This window comes from Pseudoalteromonas sp. SR41-1 (genome assembly GCF_014164015.1).
Taxonomy (GTDB): domain Bacteria; phylum Pseudomonadota; class Gammaproteobacteria; order Enterobacterales; family Alteromonadaceae; genus Pseudoalteromonas; species Pseudoalteromonas distincta.
Genome location: NZ_JACJEK010000014.1, coordinates 73,213 through 91,035 on the forward strand (window position 1 = coordinate 73,213; position 17,823 = coordinate 91,035).

The window sequence follows — 17,823 nt, forward strand, 5'->3', positions numbered from 1 at the left end:
TTTTTCTCGCCTGTTCAGTTGTCCCTATTTTTAGAATGTGCAGCCTCACGACTGGGTCTTTAACGGAACGGCTCTGTATCTCGTATGCAGTATTTTAAATGCTGGCAAACAATAGCGATTATTACCGCTATTAAATTCTTAATGGTGCTAAAACTGTCGGCTTTTCAGCTACGTTTACAAGTTTTACCCAGAAGTCGGCCTGTCATATTAATCTTACTAAATATCATTCATATTAGGCGCGTAGGGCTCATTAAGTTGGTGAGCAATACATACTGGTGTATCGCTAATATCCGTTTTAAGAGCAAAAATCGCTGCCGATGTTAATGAACGCTTATTTATTAGATTTTTTTAATTCTAAATAAGCTGCTGTACGGTACTACAATAATTGAGCTAGTGCTGAACGACGTTTTTTACGTCGTCACTATCAGACAAATTATCTGTTCATTGCTTTCTCTAGCACATTAAAAATCGCTTCATGTTCAAACTTAACCAGCAATATATTACGCGCATTGCCGTTAATTGATCGCACGTGTTAACTGAGGAGGCATAAAAGCTTTGGAAAACTTAACTCGGATCTGTATGATCGGCTACCCAGAATGTGCATCACGAATGTTTTAATGTGTTAAAAAGCACCGTTGTTATTTGCAAATACTAAATATTTGCGCTGCTGATTATCCCACTATTATTACAGTGTTAGCAACTAAATTATTTTACTTAAATTAGTGATTAGGCAATGTCAGAAAAAAACGACTTACAAGTAACTTATGTCACGATCAATGAAGACCATTTAGGTCAGCGTATTGATAACTTTCTTATTACCCATTTAAAAGGGGTGCCTAAAAGCGCTATTTATAAACTTTTGCGCAAAGGTGAGGTACGCGTTAATAAAAAGCGTATTAAGCCTGTATATAAACTACAGCTTGACGATGTACTGCGTATTGCACCTATCAGAGTTGCTGAACGTGAAGAGTTTGTACCATCAAAGTTAGACAAAGTAACTCGCCTAGAAAACGATATTTTATTTGAAGATAAATACCTTATCGTCATAAATAAACCTTCAGGTATGGCTGTTCATGGTGGCAGTGGTTTAAGTTATGGTTTAATTGAAGCGCTGCGCGCGCTTCGCCCAGAAGAGCGAAATCTTGAGCTAGTTCACAGGCTTGACCGTGATACATCGGGCTGTTTACTTATTGCAAAGCGCCGTTCGGTGTTAACAGCATTGCATGAACAGCTTCGTGAAAAAACCATGGAAAAAAATTACTGGGCACTTGTAGAAGGGCAGTGGGACTCTAAAACTAAAAACGTTACCGAAGGGCTGCGTAAAAATACACTTAAATCGGGTGAACGCGTAGTACGTGTAGATAACACTGAGGGCAAGCCTTCGCATACGCGTTTTAAAGTACTTGAACGTTTTAACGATTGCTCACTTGTACAAGCATCACCTGTTACAGGACGTACGCACCAAATTCGTGTTCATACACAATGTAAAGGTCATCCTATCGCCTGCGATGATAAATACGGTGACCAGGGGTTTGATGAATCTATGCGTAAAGTTGGGTTAAACCGTTTATTCTTACATGCACACGATTTAAGTTTTTATCATCCTAAAAACGAAACAACGATGCGTATTGAAGCGCCCCTTGATAAAACGCTTAAAAATACATTACTAAAATTACGAGACGCAAAACAGTGATTGCAGTGACGCCGATTAAAAAATATAAGCTCGTCATTTTTGATTGGGATGGCACCGTTATGGATTCAGTCACTAAAATAGTTAACTGTATTCGTAGTAGTGCTGAGTCACTTAATTTAGTGGCGCCAAGTGATTTAGCAATTAAAAATATTATTGGTATGTCGCTTGAAAAAGCAATTGATGTTTTATTTCCCGATAATGTCGCGCAGCATCAAGCGCTAATTAAAGGGTATAAACACCAATATAGTGTTGATACCACGCCAACTCCTGTATTTGATAATGTTGTCAGCGTTTTAGGTGCCTTAAAAGAGCAGGGCATTGTTTTAGCGGTTGCAACAGGTAAAGGTCGAGATGGATTAGAGCGTTTGCTTGATCAAAGCCAACTTAGACATTTTTTTAGTGCAACACGTACAAGCGACGACGCACTGTCTAAGCCCTCTCCAAATATGCTGTATCAATTACTTGAAGAACTTGGCATAAGTGCTCAAGACGCTGTAATGATTGGTGATACCCAAATAGACATGACAATGGCAAAAGCTGCAGGCATGGATAGAATTGGCGTAACAATGGGTGTACATAACGCACAGCAGCTAAATAAGCTTAGCCCTGTTGCAACAGTAGATAATTATCTGCAATTGCAACAGGTTTTGCTTGGCTAATTTATTTAACTAGAGCTTGTTTTGAGCGGTAAGTACATCAATCCCAAACTCAGCCAGTAATTGGCTGAGTTTAATTAATGGTAATCCAATTAAGCTATTAGGATCGTCTCCGCTTAGTTTTTCAAATAAACAGATACCCAACCCTTCACTTTTAAAGCTGCCAGCACAGTTATAAGGCTGCTCTGCGTCGCAATAAGCACTAATTTGTGCATCACTTAGGGTTTTAAACGTCACATTAAAAGGTTCTACGCAGGTTTTTTTTGTTCCAGTTACAATATCGTAAACACAAAGCCCAGTTAAAAATGTTACAGTATTACCGCTAAATAAATTTAGTTGTTTTAGAGCATTTTGTTTATTGTGCGGTTTACCTAAAATTTGATTGTTAAACACAGCGACTTGGTCTGATCCAATTGCTAACCCTTTTTTAAAATGTTTATTAGCTGCTGAGGCTTTTAACTCACTTAAACGCTTAACCAGTTCAGTAGGTGTTTCGCATTCAAGTGCTGATTCGTCAACGTCGGGTGAAAACGTATCAAAGGGTAAATTAAATTTTTGTAATAAAGACTGCCTAAAAGGCGAGCTTGACGCTAAAATGAGTGGAAGCTTCATGGACTGTTTTCCTACGATAATTCAGATTGAGTTAGGATAAATCAGATCCGAGAGTAAAACACGTTAAAAACCAAGTAAAAATGGTTTTTTACTTTGACTAACAAACTAACTATCTATATGATGCAGCCCCTATGCAAAAGGTGAAAATTCCCATCACTCTTCATCCAGGCAAAGCAGCGCAGCACCGTTTAAAGTATGACGGAATTGTACCGCTTGAAAAACTTACTCGTTTAGAGAAAGTTGTGCAGGAAGAAGTAGGTGAAATAGCGGTAAAAATACATTGCAAAAACGATGATCAAGGTTTCGCTGTGATTAGAGGCAATTTGTCCACACATGTTACTGTCATTTGTCAACGTTGTAATGGTGATTTAGGGTTGGATTTGGTTCAAGACTTTGCATATTCACCAGTAGGTGAAGATACAGAGTTAGATATTTTTCCTGAAGACTACGACGAAGTAGCACTTGATGAAAATGGTGAAGTTAACGTTTTTGATTTAATTGAAGACGAACTAATTTTAGCAATTCCATTAGTGGCTACCCACAACGAAGCTTCATGCAGTTATTCAGCAAAGCCTGCCAGCTTTGGTGTATTAAAGGCGGAAGATGATAAACCTAATCCATTTGATATTTTGAAACAACTTAAGAAAGATTCTTAGGAGAAGACTATGGCTGTACAAAAAAGCAAAAAGTCTCGTGCAAGACGCGGCATGCGCCGTTCACACGATGCGATCAGTGGTCCAACTTTAACTGTAGATCAAACATCTGGTGAGACTCATCGTCGTCACCATGTGACTGCAGATGGTTACTACAAAGGCGTTCAAGTAATTTCTAAATAAGAGATTACTTATATGCTGAAAGATCTAACCATAGCGTTAGATATGATGGGGGGCGATTACGGCCCCCGTTCATCTATTCCTGCTGCCGTTCATGCGGTAAACGCTCATGCCAATTTAAGTCTCATTTTATGTGGCAATGAAGACGTTATATCTAAAGAACTCGAATCCCTCGATTCTTTATCTCATCCAAGACTCATAATTCGTCATTGTAGTGAAATAGTTACTAACGCCTGCGAACCTGCAATTGCTGTACGTTCAAAAAAAGATTCATCTATGCGTGTTGCCCTTGATTTAGTTAAGTCGGGCGAAGCTCAAGCGTGTGTTAGCTCAGGTAATACCGGCGCTTTATTTTTTATGGCTCACTACGTATTAAAAATGCTGCCTGGTGTTAAACGTGCTGCACTTATTTCATCTGTTCCTACAGAAAGCCAAAACCCAGTATATTTACTCGACTTAGGTGCTAATGTGCATTGCGATGCGCAAATGCTCTATCAGTTTGGGATTATGGGCTCTGTAGTTGCTGGTCAAGCACTTGGCTGCGATAACCCTCGCGTTAGCTTATTAAATATTGGCGCTGAGGACATTAAAGGCCACGATGATATTAAACAGGCTGCACAATTAATGCAGCAAAGCTCACATATTAATTACATTGGTTATAGCGAAGGAAGTGATATTTTTTCTGGCAAGGCTGATGTTATTGTATGCGAAGGGTTTGTGGGTAACGTGGCGCTTAAAACATGCGAAGGCATTGCCAAGCTTATTATGAATAAGTTTACAGCTGCGCTCGAAAAGCACCTTTTATATAAATGTATGGCGTTTATATTGCGTCCAATAATAAAAAAACTCTATAAAAGGGTGAACCCCGACCAGTATAACGGTGCTTCTCTGGTAGGATTGCGCGGTATTGTCGTTAAAAGTCATGGAAATGCGTCAGCTAAAGCATTTCAAGCAGCAATTGATGAAGCGGTAAAAGAGGTTGAACGTCAACTTCCTGATAAAATAGCCGCTATTTTCGAAAAAACACATTCTAAAGACACGGCGGTTAATCAATAATTGATGTGCCGTGTATTTCATTATTTATTTGTTTAATTAAAAAGAGCAAAGTATGGCACAAAAAATTGCACTTCTATTCCCAGGTCAAGGCTCGCAAAGCGTTGGTATGTTACAAGAGCTACTAGAGAGTTCTGACATTGTTAAAGCAACATTTGCAGAAGCATCAGATGCACTGGGTTACGACTTAGCAGAGCTAGTTCTTAATGGCCCAGAAGAAAAATTAAATCAAACTCATCGTACACAACCAGCATTATTAACTGCAAGTGTTGCTATTTACCGTGATTGGCTTGCAGCAAACCCAGATGCAGACGTTGTTATGGCCGGTCACAGCTTAGGTGAATATTCAGCACTAGTATGTAGCGACGTACTAAGCTTGAGTGAAGCTGTTAAGCTTGTTGAAAACCGTGGTTTATACATGCAAGAAGCTGTACCTGCAGGCGTAGGTTCAATGGCTGCGATTATTGGCTTAGGCGATGAAGAAATAAAAGCGGCATGTGCTGCCTCAGCGCAAGGTGAGGTTGTATCTCCAGTTAACTACAATTCTCCTGGTCAAGTTGTTATTGCAGGGCATAAAGCGGCAGTAGATAGAGCATCACAAGCATGTAAAGATGCTGGTGCTAAACGCGCATTACCACTTTCGGTTAGCGTACCTTCACATTGTGAACTAATGAAGCCAGCTGCTGATAAGCTAGCGGTAGACTTGGCCGCTTTAACATTTAATACACCTAAGTGTGATGTAATTAATAACGTTGATGTAAAAGCTGAATCGATCGCTGATGCAATTAAAGATGCACTAGTACGTCAACTATACAGCCCAGTTCGCTGGACAGAAACAGTACAAGCCTTGGTTGCACAAGATGTAACGCAAAGCTACGAATTTGGTCCTGGTAAAGTATTAACAGGACTTGCTAAACGAATTGATAAAGCAATGGTTTGTGGCTCAGTAAACGATGCCGCTTCAATCGCTGCAGCTAAATAAGAGTATATAAAATGTCTAATTTATTTTCTTTAGAGGGCAAAATTGTCCTAATTACTGGCGCTAGCCGTGGTATTGGTAAAGCAATTGCAACAACATTAGTTGCGCAAGGTGCAAAAGTTGCAGGCACTGCTACAAGCGAGTCAGGCGCTGCTAAAATCAGCGAGTACTTAGGTGACAATGGTAAAGGTTATGCATTAAACGTAACGGATCCTGCATCTATTGAAGCGACACTTGCCGCAATAAAAGCTGATTTTGGCGATATTGACGTACTTGTTAATAACGCAGGTATCACACGTGACAACCTATTAATGCGTATGAAAGAGACTGAGTGGGACGATATAATCGACACTAACTTAAGCTCGATTTTCCGTTTATCTAAAGCGGTACTTCGTCCAATGATGAAGAAAAAGAAAGGTCGTATTATCAATATTGGCTCAGTAGTGGGCACTATGGGTAATGCAGGGCAAGCAAATTATGCAGCGGCTAAAGCAGGCGTAATTGGTTTTTCTAAGTCACTTGCACGCGAAGTGGCATCACGTGGTATTACAGTAAACGTAGTGGCACCTGGTTTTATTCAAACTGATATGACTGATGATTTAACTGACGAGCAAAAAGCAGCAACACTTGCAAATGTTCCAGCAGGGCGTTTAGGCCAACCAGACGAAATTGCAGCTGCGGTATGTTATTTAGCATCTGACGCGGCTGCGTACGTATCAGGTGAAACTTTGCATGTAAATGGCGCGATGTACATGGTTTAATAACCATTGTACCCACATTGTTACTTAATAAAGTTAAGTAAGTTACCTCAAAAACATTGAATTATTTGTGAACTTGCTTTAAACATACTTGAAATCGCTGCGAAAATAAGCGATAAAAGACAAAACACACACTCAGAGGTTTGACCAGACAATTATTTATGGTCAAATCATTGAATCAGAGAATTATGCCGCGTAAACTACGCGGCAATCTGAAAATAACGCATCGGCGTTTTTAATAAAGGAAAGAAGAATGAGCGATATCCAAGAACGCGTAAAGAAAATTATCATTGAACAACTAGGTGTTAAAGAAGAAGAAGTTAAAAATGAATCTTCTTTCGTAGATGACCTAGGTGCAGATTCTCTTGATACTGTTGAACTAGTAATGGCTCTTGAAGAAGAGTTTGATACTGAGATCCCAGATGAAGAAGCTGAGAAGATCACTACAGTACAAACTGCTATCGATTACGTAACAGCACACGCTGAGTAATTAATCGCACGTTAAAGGCAGCATCCGCTGCCTTTAATTTTTTATATCCAAACCACCTCAAAGTTCGTGATTCAAAACTTAAGCCTCAATGCTCAATTTTAGCTAAAAATTAATTTTGATTGTGTTATGCGTTTTTAATCTATTTTGGGACTAGCACTTTGAGGTAGCTTGGGTATGATCATCCCCTTGTAAATATCCCTTATTGGAGGCAAACCGTGGCTAAACGTCGAGTCGTCGTAACTGGCTTAGGAATGTTGACGCCGCTAGGTAATGATGTTCAATCAACCTGGCAAGGCTTATTAGATGGCAAAAGTGGCATTCAAACAATAACCCACTTTGATACATCAAAATTTGGTACTAAATTCGCTGGTTTAATAAATGACTTTGATGCAACTGCATACATGTCAGCGAAAGATACTAAAAAAATGGACTTGTTTATTCAGTACGGCATTGCAGCGGGTGTTCAAGCCTTTAAAGATTCAGGCCTTGAAATTACTGAGCAAAACGCAACACGTATAGGTGTAGCTGTGGGCTCTGGTATTGGTGGCTTAACGCTTATCGAAGAAAACCACATTAAGTTATTAAATAGTGGTCCGCGCAAGTTATCGCCATTTTATGTTCCGTCTACCATTATTAATATGATCTCAGGTCACTTATCAATGATGCATGGACTTCGTGGTCCAAATATTTCAATTGTAACTGCCTGTACTACTGGTTTGCATAATATTGGCCATGCCGCGCGCATGATTGCCTACGGTGATGCAGATGCAATGGTTGCTGGCGGTGCAGAAAAAGCCTGTACCCCAATTGGTATGGGTGGCTTTAATGCTGCACGTGCACTTTCAATCCGCAATGACGACCCACAAGCGGCTTCTCGTCCTTGGGATAAAGACCGCGATGGCTTTGTGCTTTCTGACGGTGCAGGTGTTGTTGTAGTTGAAGAGTACGAACATGCAAAAGCACGTGGCGCTAAAATTTATGCTGAGCTTGTTGGCTTTGGTATGAGCGGCGATGCGTACCACATGACATCACCACCAGAAGATGGAGCCGGTGCTGCCCTTGCAATGCAAAACGCACTAAATGATGCGCAAGTAAACGCTGAGCAAATTGGTTACATTAACGCACACGGTACATCTACAAATGCAGGCGATAAAGCAGAAACTGCCGCTGTTAAATCTATTTTTGGTAATGCAGCTAAAGATGTAATGGTAGGCTCGTCTAAATCGATGATGGGTCACTTGTTAGGTGCTGCAGGCTCGGTTGAATCGATTATTTCGATTTTATCACTGACAGATCAAAAAGTGTCGCCAACTATCAACCTTGATAACCCAGACGAAGGGTGTGACTTAGATTATATTGCTCACACTGCACGTGATGCAAAGTTAGACTTTGCACTGTGTAACTCGTTCGGTTTTGGTGGTACTAATGGCTCGTTGCTATTTAAAAAGGTATAATCTTTTTTAACAACGAATCAAATTATAAGAGCTCAGTTGTTTAACTGGGCTTTTTTTATATGCCAAATAAAATGCAAACAATAATAGCAGTAGATCAAAACAGCACTTTAAGCACGCGTGACAGAGGCTTAAATTACGGTGACGGCTTTTTTACAACGGCTAAAGTTGTTGATGGGCAAGTACAGTATTGGGCTCATCATAAAGCGCGTTTGATTGAATGCGCACAGCGCCTAGGTTTTCCTGAGCTAGATTTTAATAGCCTTGAAAATCAAATTGCTTTGCATATAAAAGCAGCATCACTCAACGTGCTTAAAATACTTGTAACGCGAGGCGAAGGCGGACGTGGTTATGGGCTGCCAAGTGAGTGTAATATTACTATTTTATTGAGCATATTAGATTACCCTAGTAATTACGAAGCGCTTGTTAAAAAGGGTGTAAATCTCGAAATAAGCCCAATTAAATTAGCAGCACAGCCTTATTTAGCGGGTCTTAAAACACTAAACCGGCTTGAGCAAGTACTAGTTAAAAAAGCAATGCAAACGCAAGACTGCGACGATGTGTTAGTGCTTGATTACAATAACAATGTAATTGAAGCTTCAGCAGCTAATATTTTTGCGATTAAAAATAAGCGTATGTTTACGCCATTGCTTGATGAGTGCGGAATAAAGGGCGTTTATCTGCAATCGTTATGTGATAAATTGCCTGTTGAATTTAAATGCGTGAAAGTAGAAGACTTAACCCAAGCAGACGCCGTATTTGTGTGTAATAGCTTAATGGGAGCAGTACCTGTAAAACGTATTGAGCAACAGGTATTTAATACAGACGACAGCCACGCATTACTAACTAAATTATTAGCCAAGGAGGCTGAGTGTTAAAAGTTATTTTATCGGTACTTTTTTTAGCTGTTATAACCACTGCTGTTGGTTACCAGCAATTACAAGCAACAATAAATAGCCCGTTAAAGGTAGCACAAAGCACACAATTTGAAGTTAAGCATGGCACTGGCTTTAATAAGTTATGCCAGCAATGGCAAGCTAATAACTGGGTAGAAAGTTGTTGGCGTTATCAGGTAATTGCCAAATTAGATCCCACACTTACCGACTTAAAAGCGGGGCTTTACGAGCTAACAGCCGATAGCGTTATTAACAACGTAAAAAAAATTAACCAAGGTCAGCAAATTAGTTTTAGTTTTACCATAATTGAAGGTCAAAACTTACGTGAAGTACTAAGTGCTATTAAAAAAGCTGATAATTTACAAAACGATTTAAAAACTGACGAACTAAGTACTCAAATACTGGGTAATGACACGCACTTAGAAGGCTGGTTATTCCCCGACACTTACCATTATCATAATAACGATACTGCAAGCAGTGTATTAAAACGTGCAGCACAAAAAATGCAGCAAACATTAGATGATGCTTGGCAGCAGCGCGCCGCTAATTTACCCTATAAAACAGCATACGAAGCACTAATAATGGCTTCAATTATTGAAAAAGAAACAGGCCTTGCCAGTGAACGTCCGTTAATTGCATCAGCGTTTGTTAATCGATTAAACACCAATATGCGCCTGCAAACCGATCCAACCGTAATATACGGGCTAGGCGCTGATTTTGATGGTGATATTAAACGTAAAGATTTGCGCGATTATACGCCTTACAATACGTATCGTATTAATGGTTTACCGCCAACACCGATTGCAATGCCATCAAAAGCAGCTATTTTAGCTGCAGTTAATCCGCCGCAAAGTGAATATGTTTACTTTGTATCAAAAGGCGATGGTAGCCACCAATTTTCAACCACGTTAAAGCAGCATAACGCAGCAGTTAAAACGTATATATTAAATAAAAAGAATTAATATTTTATGAAACCAAAATTTATAGTAATAGAAGGGCTAGAAGGCGCGGGTAAATCAACCGCTATTTCGTTATGCCAAGACTTTTTAAACAAACAAAAAATAGACTTCATTAACGTGCGCGAACCTGGCGGCACACCATTGGCTGAATCACTTCGTACGCTTGTAAAAGCAGAGCACGAAGAAGAGATTGCCTTTGAAACCGAGTTGCTTATTATGTACGCAGCCCGTTCGCAGTTAATGCACAATGTTATTACCCCAGCGCTTGATAAAGGCCAATGGGTACTTGCCGATCGTCATGATTTATCGTCTCAGGCGTATCAAGGTGGCGGGCGTGGTATTAGCTCAAATACATTAGCTTCACTTTCGTCAATGGTGTTAAAAGGCTTAAAGCCTGATTTAACTATTTACCTTGATATTGACCCAGTGATAGGCCTTGAACGTGCAAAAGGACGTGGCGAGCTAGACCGAATTGAACAAGAAGCCATTGAGTTTTTTCAGCGTACACGTATGCGTTATGTTGAACTTGCTAATGACGACAACACAATTAAAACAGTTGATGCAAACCAAAGTATTGATAAAGTACATCGCGATATTACCAATGTACTGCATTCATTTTTTGAAGGCCTAAAATAATATGCCATTGCCTTGGCTACATGATACTCAAGCACTTTTAGCGAAAAGTTATCGCGCAGAGCGTTTTCATCATGCGCAATTATTTTGTGGGCCTGTTGGCGTAGGTAAGTTTGAGTTAAGTGATGAGCTTGGGAATGCTTTGCTATGCCAAAATATAGCTAAGCAGGTAGCTGAGCAAAACAGTATGCTAAAACCTTGCGGGCAGTGTAAAAGCTGTTTACTTAACCTGGCTGGCACTCACCCCGACAAACGTTTAACGCAAGTTGATGGGCAAAGTATTGGTGTAGACGATATACGTGGTATTAGTGATTTTATGAATCACTCTGCAGCGCAAAATGACAATAAAGTCGCGATAATCGAAAATTGCGAAAAAATGACCACAGCAGCAGCTAACGCATTATTAAAAACACTTGAAGAGCCAACTAATAGCCGCTTTTTAATATTAACCACAAGCCAACCACAGCAGCTCCCTGCAACTATTTTAAGTCGATGCGCTAAAAGTGACGTAAAAATAACTAATACTGCACTTGCTCAGCAGTGGCTAGAGACATTAGATATTCCTAACTATAGTTGGTTAGCACTTTTTTATAACCAACCGCTGCAAGTAAAGCATTGGCAACAGCAAGACCAGCTAAAAAATATTGATACACTGTATAAGTTTGCAACTGAGTTTAAACAAAGCCATAATTTCAAAGCGTTAGTCGATATAATAAATAAACAGCCTGAACTTGTTCGTATATTTACTTTGTTTTTAAGCGTGCAACTAAAGCAGCAATTACTGCAAGGCATGAGTTTTGACGCTTATCAAAGTGCGCAAAATGCATTAGGCGAGTTTTTACAAAATAACACCCAAGTACTTGGCCTTAATTTACCGCTTGCTGTATCACGATTAGCATACACATTGCGAAATTCTTAAAAGGATTAATCATGCAAGAACTACTAGTAGACATAGACGATTTAGACGAGTTATACCGTTGTTATATGCCTTACTTAAAAAAAGGTGGCTTATTTGTACGTACTAATATGCGTTACGAAGCAGGGCATTCATTAGCGCTTAGAGTTACTTTGCCCGATGCCTTAGAAGATGATGTAGTAACAGGTAAAGTGTCGTGGATCACGCCACAAGGTGCACAAAGCTCTAATCCTCCAGGTATTGGTATTAGTTTTTTAGACGATAAAACAAACCTAAACGCTAAAATCGAAAAGCTGCTTGGGACTATGTTAAACTCAGGCGATCAAACATATACCATGTAGCTATAGGGTCGGTTTTTCATTGAGATTAACGCCGCCCTATATTGGGTTCTTTTAATTGCTAACATAATAAATTAAAAGAACAAATTTAAACCCTGAACATAATACAGGCCTTATAGTGATTGTAGATTCTCATTGCCATTTAGATCGTCTTGATTTTGATAAATTAGACTTAAACCTTGACCAAGTTCTTGATAAAGCGCGTGCAAAGCAAATCGAGCACTTTTTATGTGTAAGCGTAACGCTTGATCAGTTTCCAAGCATGCTTGATAAAATTAAGCACTACGACGATGTTTCAGCCTCATGTGGTGTACATCCACTTGATCAAAAAGACGCCCTTAATAAACAGCAACTAATTGACTTAGCCTCACACGAAAAAGTCGTTGCTATTGGCGAAACGGGTCTTGATTACTACTATTCAAAAGATACCCACGCAGTGCAGCAAGCAAGCTTTGTTGGGCATATTGAAGTAGCTAACGAATTACAAAAGCCGTTAATTATTCATACACGTGATGCCCGTGCCGACACAATTAATTTAATGCGTGAGCACAAGGCCGAAAACTGCGGTGGTGTACTACATTGCTTTACTGAAGACTGGGATATGGCTAAAAAAGCCATAGACATGGGCTTTTATATTTCTATTTCGGGCATTGTTACCTTTAAAAATGCTATTGAACTAAAAGAAGTAGTAAAGCAAATACCGCTAGATAGATTATTAATAGAAACCGACTCGCCTTATTTAGCGCCGGTACCGTATCGTGGGCAAACTAATCAGCCAGCATACGTAGAAGACGTTGCTTACTACATTAGCGAACTTAAAGGCATTAGCTTTAATGAACTGGCTAAAGCGACTACCGAGAACTTTTATTCTTTATTTAAATTAGCAGCTAAAGGCTAAATACATGATTACTCACACGGCAAACCTTCCTATTTTACTAATGGGGCCAATGGTGCGCCGTGCAGAGCAAACTGGAGTCTGTATTCAGTTTGCTACCTCCAAGCCTGCAAACTGCCAAATAAACTTATTAAATGTTGAGTGTTATAGCGATCAACATACGGTTTCTTTAGGCGAACATTTATACCTGCATTTCGTTATTATAAAGCCAATAGACAACAAACTCCCTGTAGATAGCTTATTAAGCTATGAACTTGTAATTGACGATGCAGCAATCGATTTATCCCCTTGGTGCTATAGCAATCAAACAACGCCTGCATTTGTAATCCCCGATAAACTCAGTGATATTTTGCATGGCTCGTGCCGTAATGCACATCACCCAGCAAAAGATAGCTTAGTGTCTGCAAGTCACTGGCAAAATACTCAGCGTGGTAATAATAACCAAGGCGCACAATTGCTATTACTGAGCGGCGATCAGGTTTATGCCGATGACGTAGCAGGCCCCATGTTATTAGCTATTCATCAGTTAATTAAAGCCTTAGGTATCTATAAAGAGCAACCACTTGCCATTGAGCTACCGGATGATATAAATGAGCAACTTTATAATCGCCATTTGTTTTTACCAAAAACGCCTTGGCAAAAACGCTCAAAATTAGGTGTTGGTTACTGGCTAAAAAAAGACGAACCTCATTTTTCTAGCGTAAAAGCCTACAATCACCTTATCCACTTTGAAGAATATATAGCACTTTATTTATTAAATTTTAGTGCTGCTGCTTGGCAATGCGTTGATATACAAAACACAACGTATTTAGGTCAAAGCGAGCAAAACAAAACTATTTTTGACGCTGAAAAAACAGCACTGATTGATTATGCAAAAGGCTTAAGTGAAGTAGAGCGATTGTTTGCCAATGTATCTACATTAATGATGTTTGACGATCATGATGTAACTGATGATTGGAACCTCACCGCTGGGTGGGAGCAAGCTATAAATGAAAACCCAAGTAGTAAACGAATCATTAATAACGGTTTAATTAGTTATTGGCTTTTTCAAGGAATGGGGAACGATGCACTAAATAAAACAGGCGAGTTACTAACACCTTTTAAGCAAAGCCGTACTGTTAATAATTTATGGCAGTTTAAAGCATTTGATAAACCACTAAACGATTTTAGTTTTTGGCATTATGAGTTAACAACAACCCCAAAAGTAGTGGTGCTAGATACACGTACGCACCGTTGGCGAAATGAGCAAAACTTTAACGAGCCTTCAGGCCTACTTGATTGGGAGCGTTTAACAGAGCTTGAAGAAAGCCTATTAAGCCACGATCAGGTTATTATTGTATCGCCAGCCCCTGTATTTGGTGTTAAATCAATAGAAGCCATTCAAGCCATGTTTAACATATGTGGCCAACCGCTCATGGTTGACGTAGAAAACTGGATGGCGCACGAAGGCTCAGCCAAAAAGCTACTCGATACTTTTAGACGCACCGACACCCCAAATGAAACCCTTATTTTATCGGGTGATGTACATTACTCATTTTGCTTTTCGGTGCAAAAGCGTTTTGGCGATCATCCCAATCGAATTTGGCAACTTACCGCCAGTGGTATTAAAAACGAGTTCCCGCGTAAGTTAATAAACATACTCGATAAGCTCGACTCAATTTTATACGGCCCAAAAAGTCCTTTAAACTTTTTTACCAAACGTTGGCATATGGAAGTAGATAAACACCAAACCATAGGTGAAGGGCAAAAATACTTAGTGAGCGACTCAGCTATTAGTTTAATAACACTAGAGCAAGGGAATTTAGCCCGATATCAACTTATACACGGTGAAGGGCATTTAACTGAGTTCGATTTAGAAGAGCAGTAATTTTTAATCAATAATTAAATAAATTAAAGATCTATTTGCACAAAGAGAAACGAAAGAGGAGTAAATGAGAAAACATAATGCCAATCAGGATATATTATCGGTTTTATTTCTTCTCTAAAAGCGCAGCGTCTCTTAGCCTCTTAGTGAATAAATTACTTATACGGAGTAAGGTTGTTAAGAAAGCAACGCTTAATTTATTTAATCTATTTACCAATAAATCAATTAAAGATCTATTTGCACAAAGAGAAGCGAAAGAGAAGTAAATGAGAAAACAGAATACCAATCAGAATACAGTTTCGGTGTTTATTTCCTTCTTTAAAAGCGCAGCGCCTCTTAACCTCTTAGTGAAAAAGTCACTAATTACATGCGCTGCTGTTACAGTAAAAACCAGCTAAAGATCTATTTGCACAAAGAGAAGCGAAAGAGGAGTAAATGAGAAGACATAATACTAATAAAAACTGCGTTTGGTGTTTATTTTCTTCTCTAAAAGCGCAGCGTCTCTTAGCCTCTTAGTGAAAAAATCACTAATTACAGGCGCTGCTGTTACAAAGCAATGCTTAAAATTATTCAATTTATTTAAAAACCAGCTAAAGAACTATTTGCACAAAGAGAAACGAAAGAGGAGTAAATGCGAAAACAGAATGCCAATCAGGGTATAGTTTCTGCTTTATTACTTCCTCTAAAAGCGTAGCGCCTCTTAACCTCTTAGTGAATAAATCTCTTATTAAAGGCTTTGCTTGTCACGCTAACAAGTTAACCGTAAATTTAACCTTGGCGGTAGACGCTGAACTTGCTCGCGTGAGAAGCGCAGCTTCCAATCACTCTATATTGGTAATTACTTGGCTTTGTATTTAACCATGCTCTTTTCTGCTTCGTTTAGACGCAGGTAACTTACTACTCAATATTGCTAAACATAAAATAGTCATAAACAACATTGAGTTTGCACCAGCTTGTAAAGAGTAATCTACCAACGAATGCAGCAACATATCTATAATTGCAATGGCACAACCAAAGGCAACACCCTGAAACAGCGCTGTTTTACGCTTTCGCATAGTCGCTATACATAACCATAAACAATAAAGTATAAGTGAGCCCAGTGCGGCTGTAGTGGGTATACCCAGCTCTACTGCAAACTGTACGTAATCGTTATGGGCATTATCGTAGTAACCAGAATACGGCTCAGACTGATACGCTGGAAACGCAGTATAAAATGTGCCCCCACCAGAGCCCAACAAAGGCTTATCTAAAATAAGGGGTATTGAATCACGCACAACTTCGTCACGGGTTTCTGATGAAATACTGGTTTCGCTAATACGCTGTTTAACTTTTTCTACATCAAATATAGCGCCAATAATAATTAAATCGATTATAAAAAAACTAACTATAAGTAGTTTAAACGCTTTAGGTTTTTGCCTGTAAATAAAAAACGCGAGTAAGCTAACAACCATTAGTGCAATAAAAAATGCAGAGTTACCCATACGGCTACGGGTTAAAATTAACGCAACAATAATAATAATTAACGAAATACGTAAAATTATTTTTGAGCTTAAAAGTATTTCAGTCCACGCCCGAAGCGTTTGTTTTAATGTTTGCTTGTAATCGCTAGTAGAGCGCTTTAATTCACTAACTAAAACACCAATACCCAAACATAAACATAAAGCTAAAAAATTAGCTAAAAAGTTAGAGTAGGTAAATGTACCAATAGCACGGTCGGTATGTTTATAACCAAATAATGGGCTAATAATATCAGGCGATAAATTTAAATAAGTGGCATATAAAGCCTGAAACACGCCGGCACTTATAATTGCATATATTAAATTTTTAATACGCTTTTCAGTATTACAATAAATAAATAATAGCCAACAAAATAAAATCATAAAACTTGTTTTAATAAGCATTTGTTTTGTCTGAAAAGGGTCAACGCTCACCGTGTACATTTGCACAACGCACGCAGCAGCAACCAAGCCCAAAGCAGTAAATACAGGCCAAGAATACAAAGGAGGGTATAACGATTGCTCGTAATTGGTAGCGCTATAAACTAAATGAGTTAAAAAAGTAGCGCTAATTAATAAACCCATAGCTAATATAGCCCAAGGGCGGTAGCTGCCTAAAGGGAGTGGGAGTAAAAATAAAATGCAGCACAGCAAAAAAAATAATAAACGATTCACAGTTTTCTCAAACAAAGAGCTTAAAGGTAGGAGCTTAAAGTAACGGCTCCAAAATAAAAACGCAGCCAATTGGCTGCGTTTTTATAATATTGCAAAGGCAGTTAGTTAATTACTTCTGATATACCTGCATCACCACCAGTGCCACCGGCACCTTGCGGTACAGCAGTTGTTGGTAAAGTAACAATTACCGGAGCATCAGGAGCTGGTGCGCCATCTGGGCCGGCTGCTGTTGCTTCAGATGCAACAGTAGCATCAACGCCTGCAGTAATTGCAGCTAAAGTAACTGCATCGCTGTCAATGCCTGCAGCAGTCATTGCAGCTAAAAAGTTAGATATTAATGGGCTGTCAGCTCCAATTGCAGCAATAACATCGTTCATCATTGCATCAATTTGGTCAGGGGTACAATCGCTACAAATTGCTAAAATTGCGGCAGTCAAATCGGCTTCAAGCTGCTCAGGCGATGTTTCAGCCGTGGCATTATTTAAAATGGTTACCAAAGCACTTACATTTTGCGCAGGTGCAGTTACACCAGTATCAGTTTGTGCATAACTAGGTAAAGCTGTAAGTGCAGACGCACCAGCAATTAGGCCAGCTAATAAAAATAATTTCATGTCTCGTCCCTTGGT

19 protein-coding genes are annotated in these 17,823 nt (G+C 39.2%); 16 read left to right on the plus strand and 3 right to left on the minus strand.

The genetic code is table 11. From position 1 onward, the window contains the following. Nucleotides 1-733 precede the first annotated feature (733 nt). Nucleotides 734-1,693 (plus strand): 23S rRNA pseudouridine(955/2504/2580) synthase RluC, encoded by a 960-nt coding sequence (gene rluC, locus H5118_RS13395; protein ID WP_024596136.1) that lies wholly within the window; start codon nucleotides 734-736, stop codon nucleotides 1,691-1,693. Continuing rightward, the gene (locus H5118_RS13400; RefSeq protein WP_182711387.1) at nucleotides 1,690-2,352 is read left to right on the plus strand and encodes an HAD-IA family hydrolase; all 663 of its coding nucleotides are present in this window, start codon (nucleotides 1,690-1,692) and stop codon (nucleotides 2,350-2,352) included. Before rluC ends, H5118_RS13400 begins: the two co-directional genes overlap by 4 nt. Nucleotides 2,353-2,361: 9 nt before the next feature. Here H5118_RS13400 and H5118_RS13405 read toward each other — a convergent pair whose 3' ends face one another. Beyond that, nucleotides 2,362-2,961 carry a nucleoside triphosphate pyrophosphatase gene (locus H5118_RS13405; RefSeq protein ID WP_154903353.1) on the minus strand — a complete coding sequence of 200 codons (600 nt, stop codon included), beginning with the start codon at nucleotides 2,959-2,961 and terminating at the stop codon, nucleotides 2,362-2,364. A gap of 131 nt (nucleotides 2,962-3,092) precedes the next feature. On the opposite strand from H5118_RS13405, the gene yceD reads away from it, so the two are divergent. The 14 genes from yceD to H5118_RS13475 all read left to right on the plus strand — a co-directional run bounded on the left by yceD (nucleotide 3,093) and on the right by H5118_RS13475 (nucleotide 15,029). After that, nucleotides 3,093-3,617 carry a 23S rRNA accumulation protein YceD gene (gene yceD, locus H5118_RS13410; RefSeq protein WP_007375269.1) on the plus strand — a complete coding sequence of 175 codons (525 nt, stop codon included), beginning with the start codon at nucleotides 3,093-3,095 and terminating at the stop codon, nucleotides 3,615-3,617. A gap of 9 nt (nucleotides 3,618-3,626) precedes the next feature. Then, nucleotides 3,627-3,797, plus strand: coding sequence for a 50S ribosomal protein L32 (gene rpmF, locus H5118_RS13415; RefSeq protein ID WP_002962381.1), 171 nt, complete (start codon nucleotides 3,627-3,629; stop codon nucleotides 3,795-3,797). Between the two features lie 12 nt (nucleotides 3,798-3,809). After that, entirely contained in the window at nucleotides 3,810-4,850 is a 1,041-nt protein-coding gene (gene plsX / locus H5118_RS13420) for a phosphate acyltransferase PlsX (protein ID WP_024603493.1), read from the plus strand. A 52-nt stretch (nucleotides 4,851-4,902) separates the two neighbouring features. Beyond that, entirely contained in the window at nucleotides 4,903-5,829 is a 927-nt protein-coding gene (gene fabD, locus H5118_RS13425) for an ACP S-malonyltransferase (RefSeq protein ID WP_182749096.1), read from the plus strand. 11 nt (nucleotides 5,830-5,840) lie between these two features. Continuing rightward, a complete protein-coding gene (gene fabG, locus H5118_RS13430; RefSeq protein WP_002962378.1) occupies nucleotides 5,841-6,587 on the plus strand; it encodes a 3-oxoacyl-ACP reductase FabG in 747 nt (248 codons plus the stop codon). Between the two features lie 250 nt (nucleotides 6,588-6,837). Continuing rightward, nucleotides 6,838-7,074: an acyl carrier protein gene (gene acpP, locus H5118_RS13435; protein WP_002962377.1), complete on the plus strand. Its 237-nt coding sequence runs from the start codon at nucleotides 6,838-6,840 to the stop codon at nucleotides 7,072-7,074. A gap of 215 nt (nucleotides 7,075-7,289) precedes the next feature. Beyond that, the gene (gene fabF / locus H5118_RS13440; RefSeq protein WP_182749097.1) at nucleotides 7,290-8,528 is read left to right on the plus strand and encodes a beta-ketoacyl-ACP synthase II; all 1,239 of its coding nucleotides are present in this window, start codon (nucleotides 7,290-7,292) and stop codon (nucleotides 8,526-8,528) included. Nucleotides 8,529-8,587: 59 nt separating this feature from the next. Then, entirely contained in the window at nucleotides 8,588-9,403 is an 816-nt protein-coding gene (pabC, locus tag H5118_RS13445; protein WP_182749098.1) for an aminodeoxychorismate lyase, read from the plus strand. Beyond that, complete coding sequence (gene mltG, locus H5118_RS13450) at nucleotides 9,397-10,383, plus strand: endolytic transglycosylase MltG (RefSeq protein WP_138488902.1); 987 nt, start codon at nucleotides 9,397-9,399, stop codon at nucleotides 10,381-10,383. The genes pabC and mltG overlap by 7 nt, the downstream gene beginning before the upstream one ends. Nucleotides 10,384-10,389: 6 nt before the next feature. Next, entirely contained in the window at nucleotides 10,390-11,016 is a 627-nt protein-coding gene (gene tmk / locus H5118_RS13455; RefSeq protein ID WP_002962371.1) for a dTMP kinase, read from the plus strand. 1 nt (nucleotide 11,017) lies between these two features. After that, complete coding sequence (locus tag H5118_RS13460) at nucleotides 11,018-11,932, plus strand: DNA polymerase III subunit delta' (RefSeq protein ID WP_182749099.1); 915 nt, start codon at nucleotides 11,018-11,020, stop codon at nucleotides 11,930-11,932. Nucleotides 11,933-11,943: 11 nt separating this feature from the next. Then, nucleotides 11,944-12,270: a PilZ domain-containing protein gene (locus H5118_RS13465; protein WP_002962367.1), complete on the plus strand. Its 327-nt coding sequence runs from the start codon at nucleotides 11,944-11,946 to the stop codon at nucleotides 12,268-12,270. A gap of 115 nt (nucleotides 12,271-12,385) precedes the next feature. Then, on the plus strand, nucleotides 12,386-13,165 hold the full coding sequence (locus H5118_RS13470; protein ID WP_007585741.1) for a TatD family hydrolase: 780 nt from the start codon (nucleotides 12,386-12,388) through the stop codon (nucleotides 13,163-13,165). Nucleotides 13,166-13,169: 4 nt separating this feature from the next. Continuing rightward, the gene (locus H5118_RS13475; RefSeq protein WP_182749100.1) at nucleotides 13,170-15,029 is read left to right on the plus strand and encodes an alkaline phosphatase D family protein; all 1,860 of its coding nucleotides are present in this window, start codon (nucleotides 13,170-13,172) and stop codon (nucleotides 15,027-15,029) included. 851 nt (nucleotides 15,030-15,880) lie between these two features. Here H5118_RS13475 and H5118_RS13480 read toward each other — a convergent pair. Both H5118_RS13480 and H5118_RS13485 read right to left on the minus strand, forming a co-directional pair. Then, nucleotides 15,881-17,197 (minus strand): O-antigen ligase, encoded by a 1,317-nt coding sequence (locus H5118_RS13480; protein WP_182749101.1) that lies wholly within the window; start codon nucleotides 17,195-17,197, stop codon nucleotides 15,881-15,883. Between the two features lie 101 nt (nucleotides 17,198-17,298). Beyond that, nucleotides 17,299-17,808: a hypothetical protein gene (locus H5118_RS13485; protein ID WP_182749103.1), complete on the minus strand. Its 510-nt coding sequence runs from the start codon at nucleotides 17,806-17,808 to the stop codon at nucleotides 17,299-17,301. Nucleotides 17,809-17,823 lie beyond the last annotated feature (15 nt).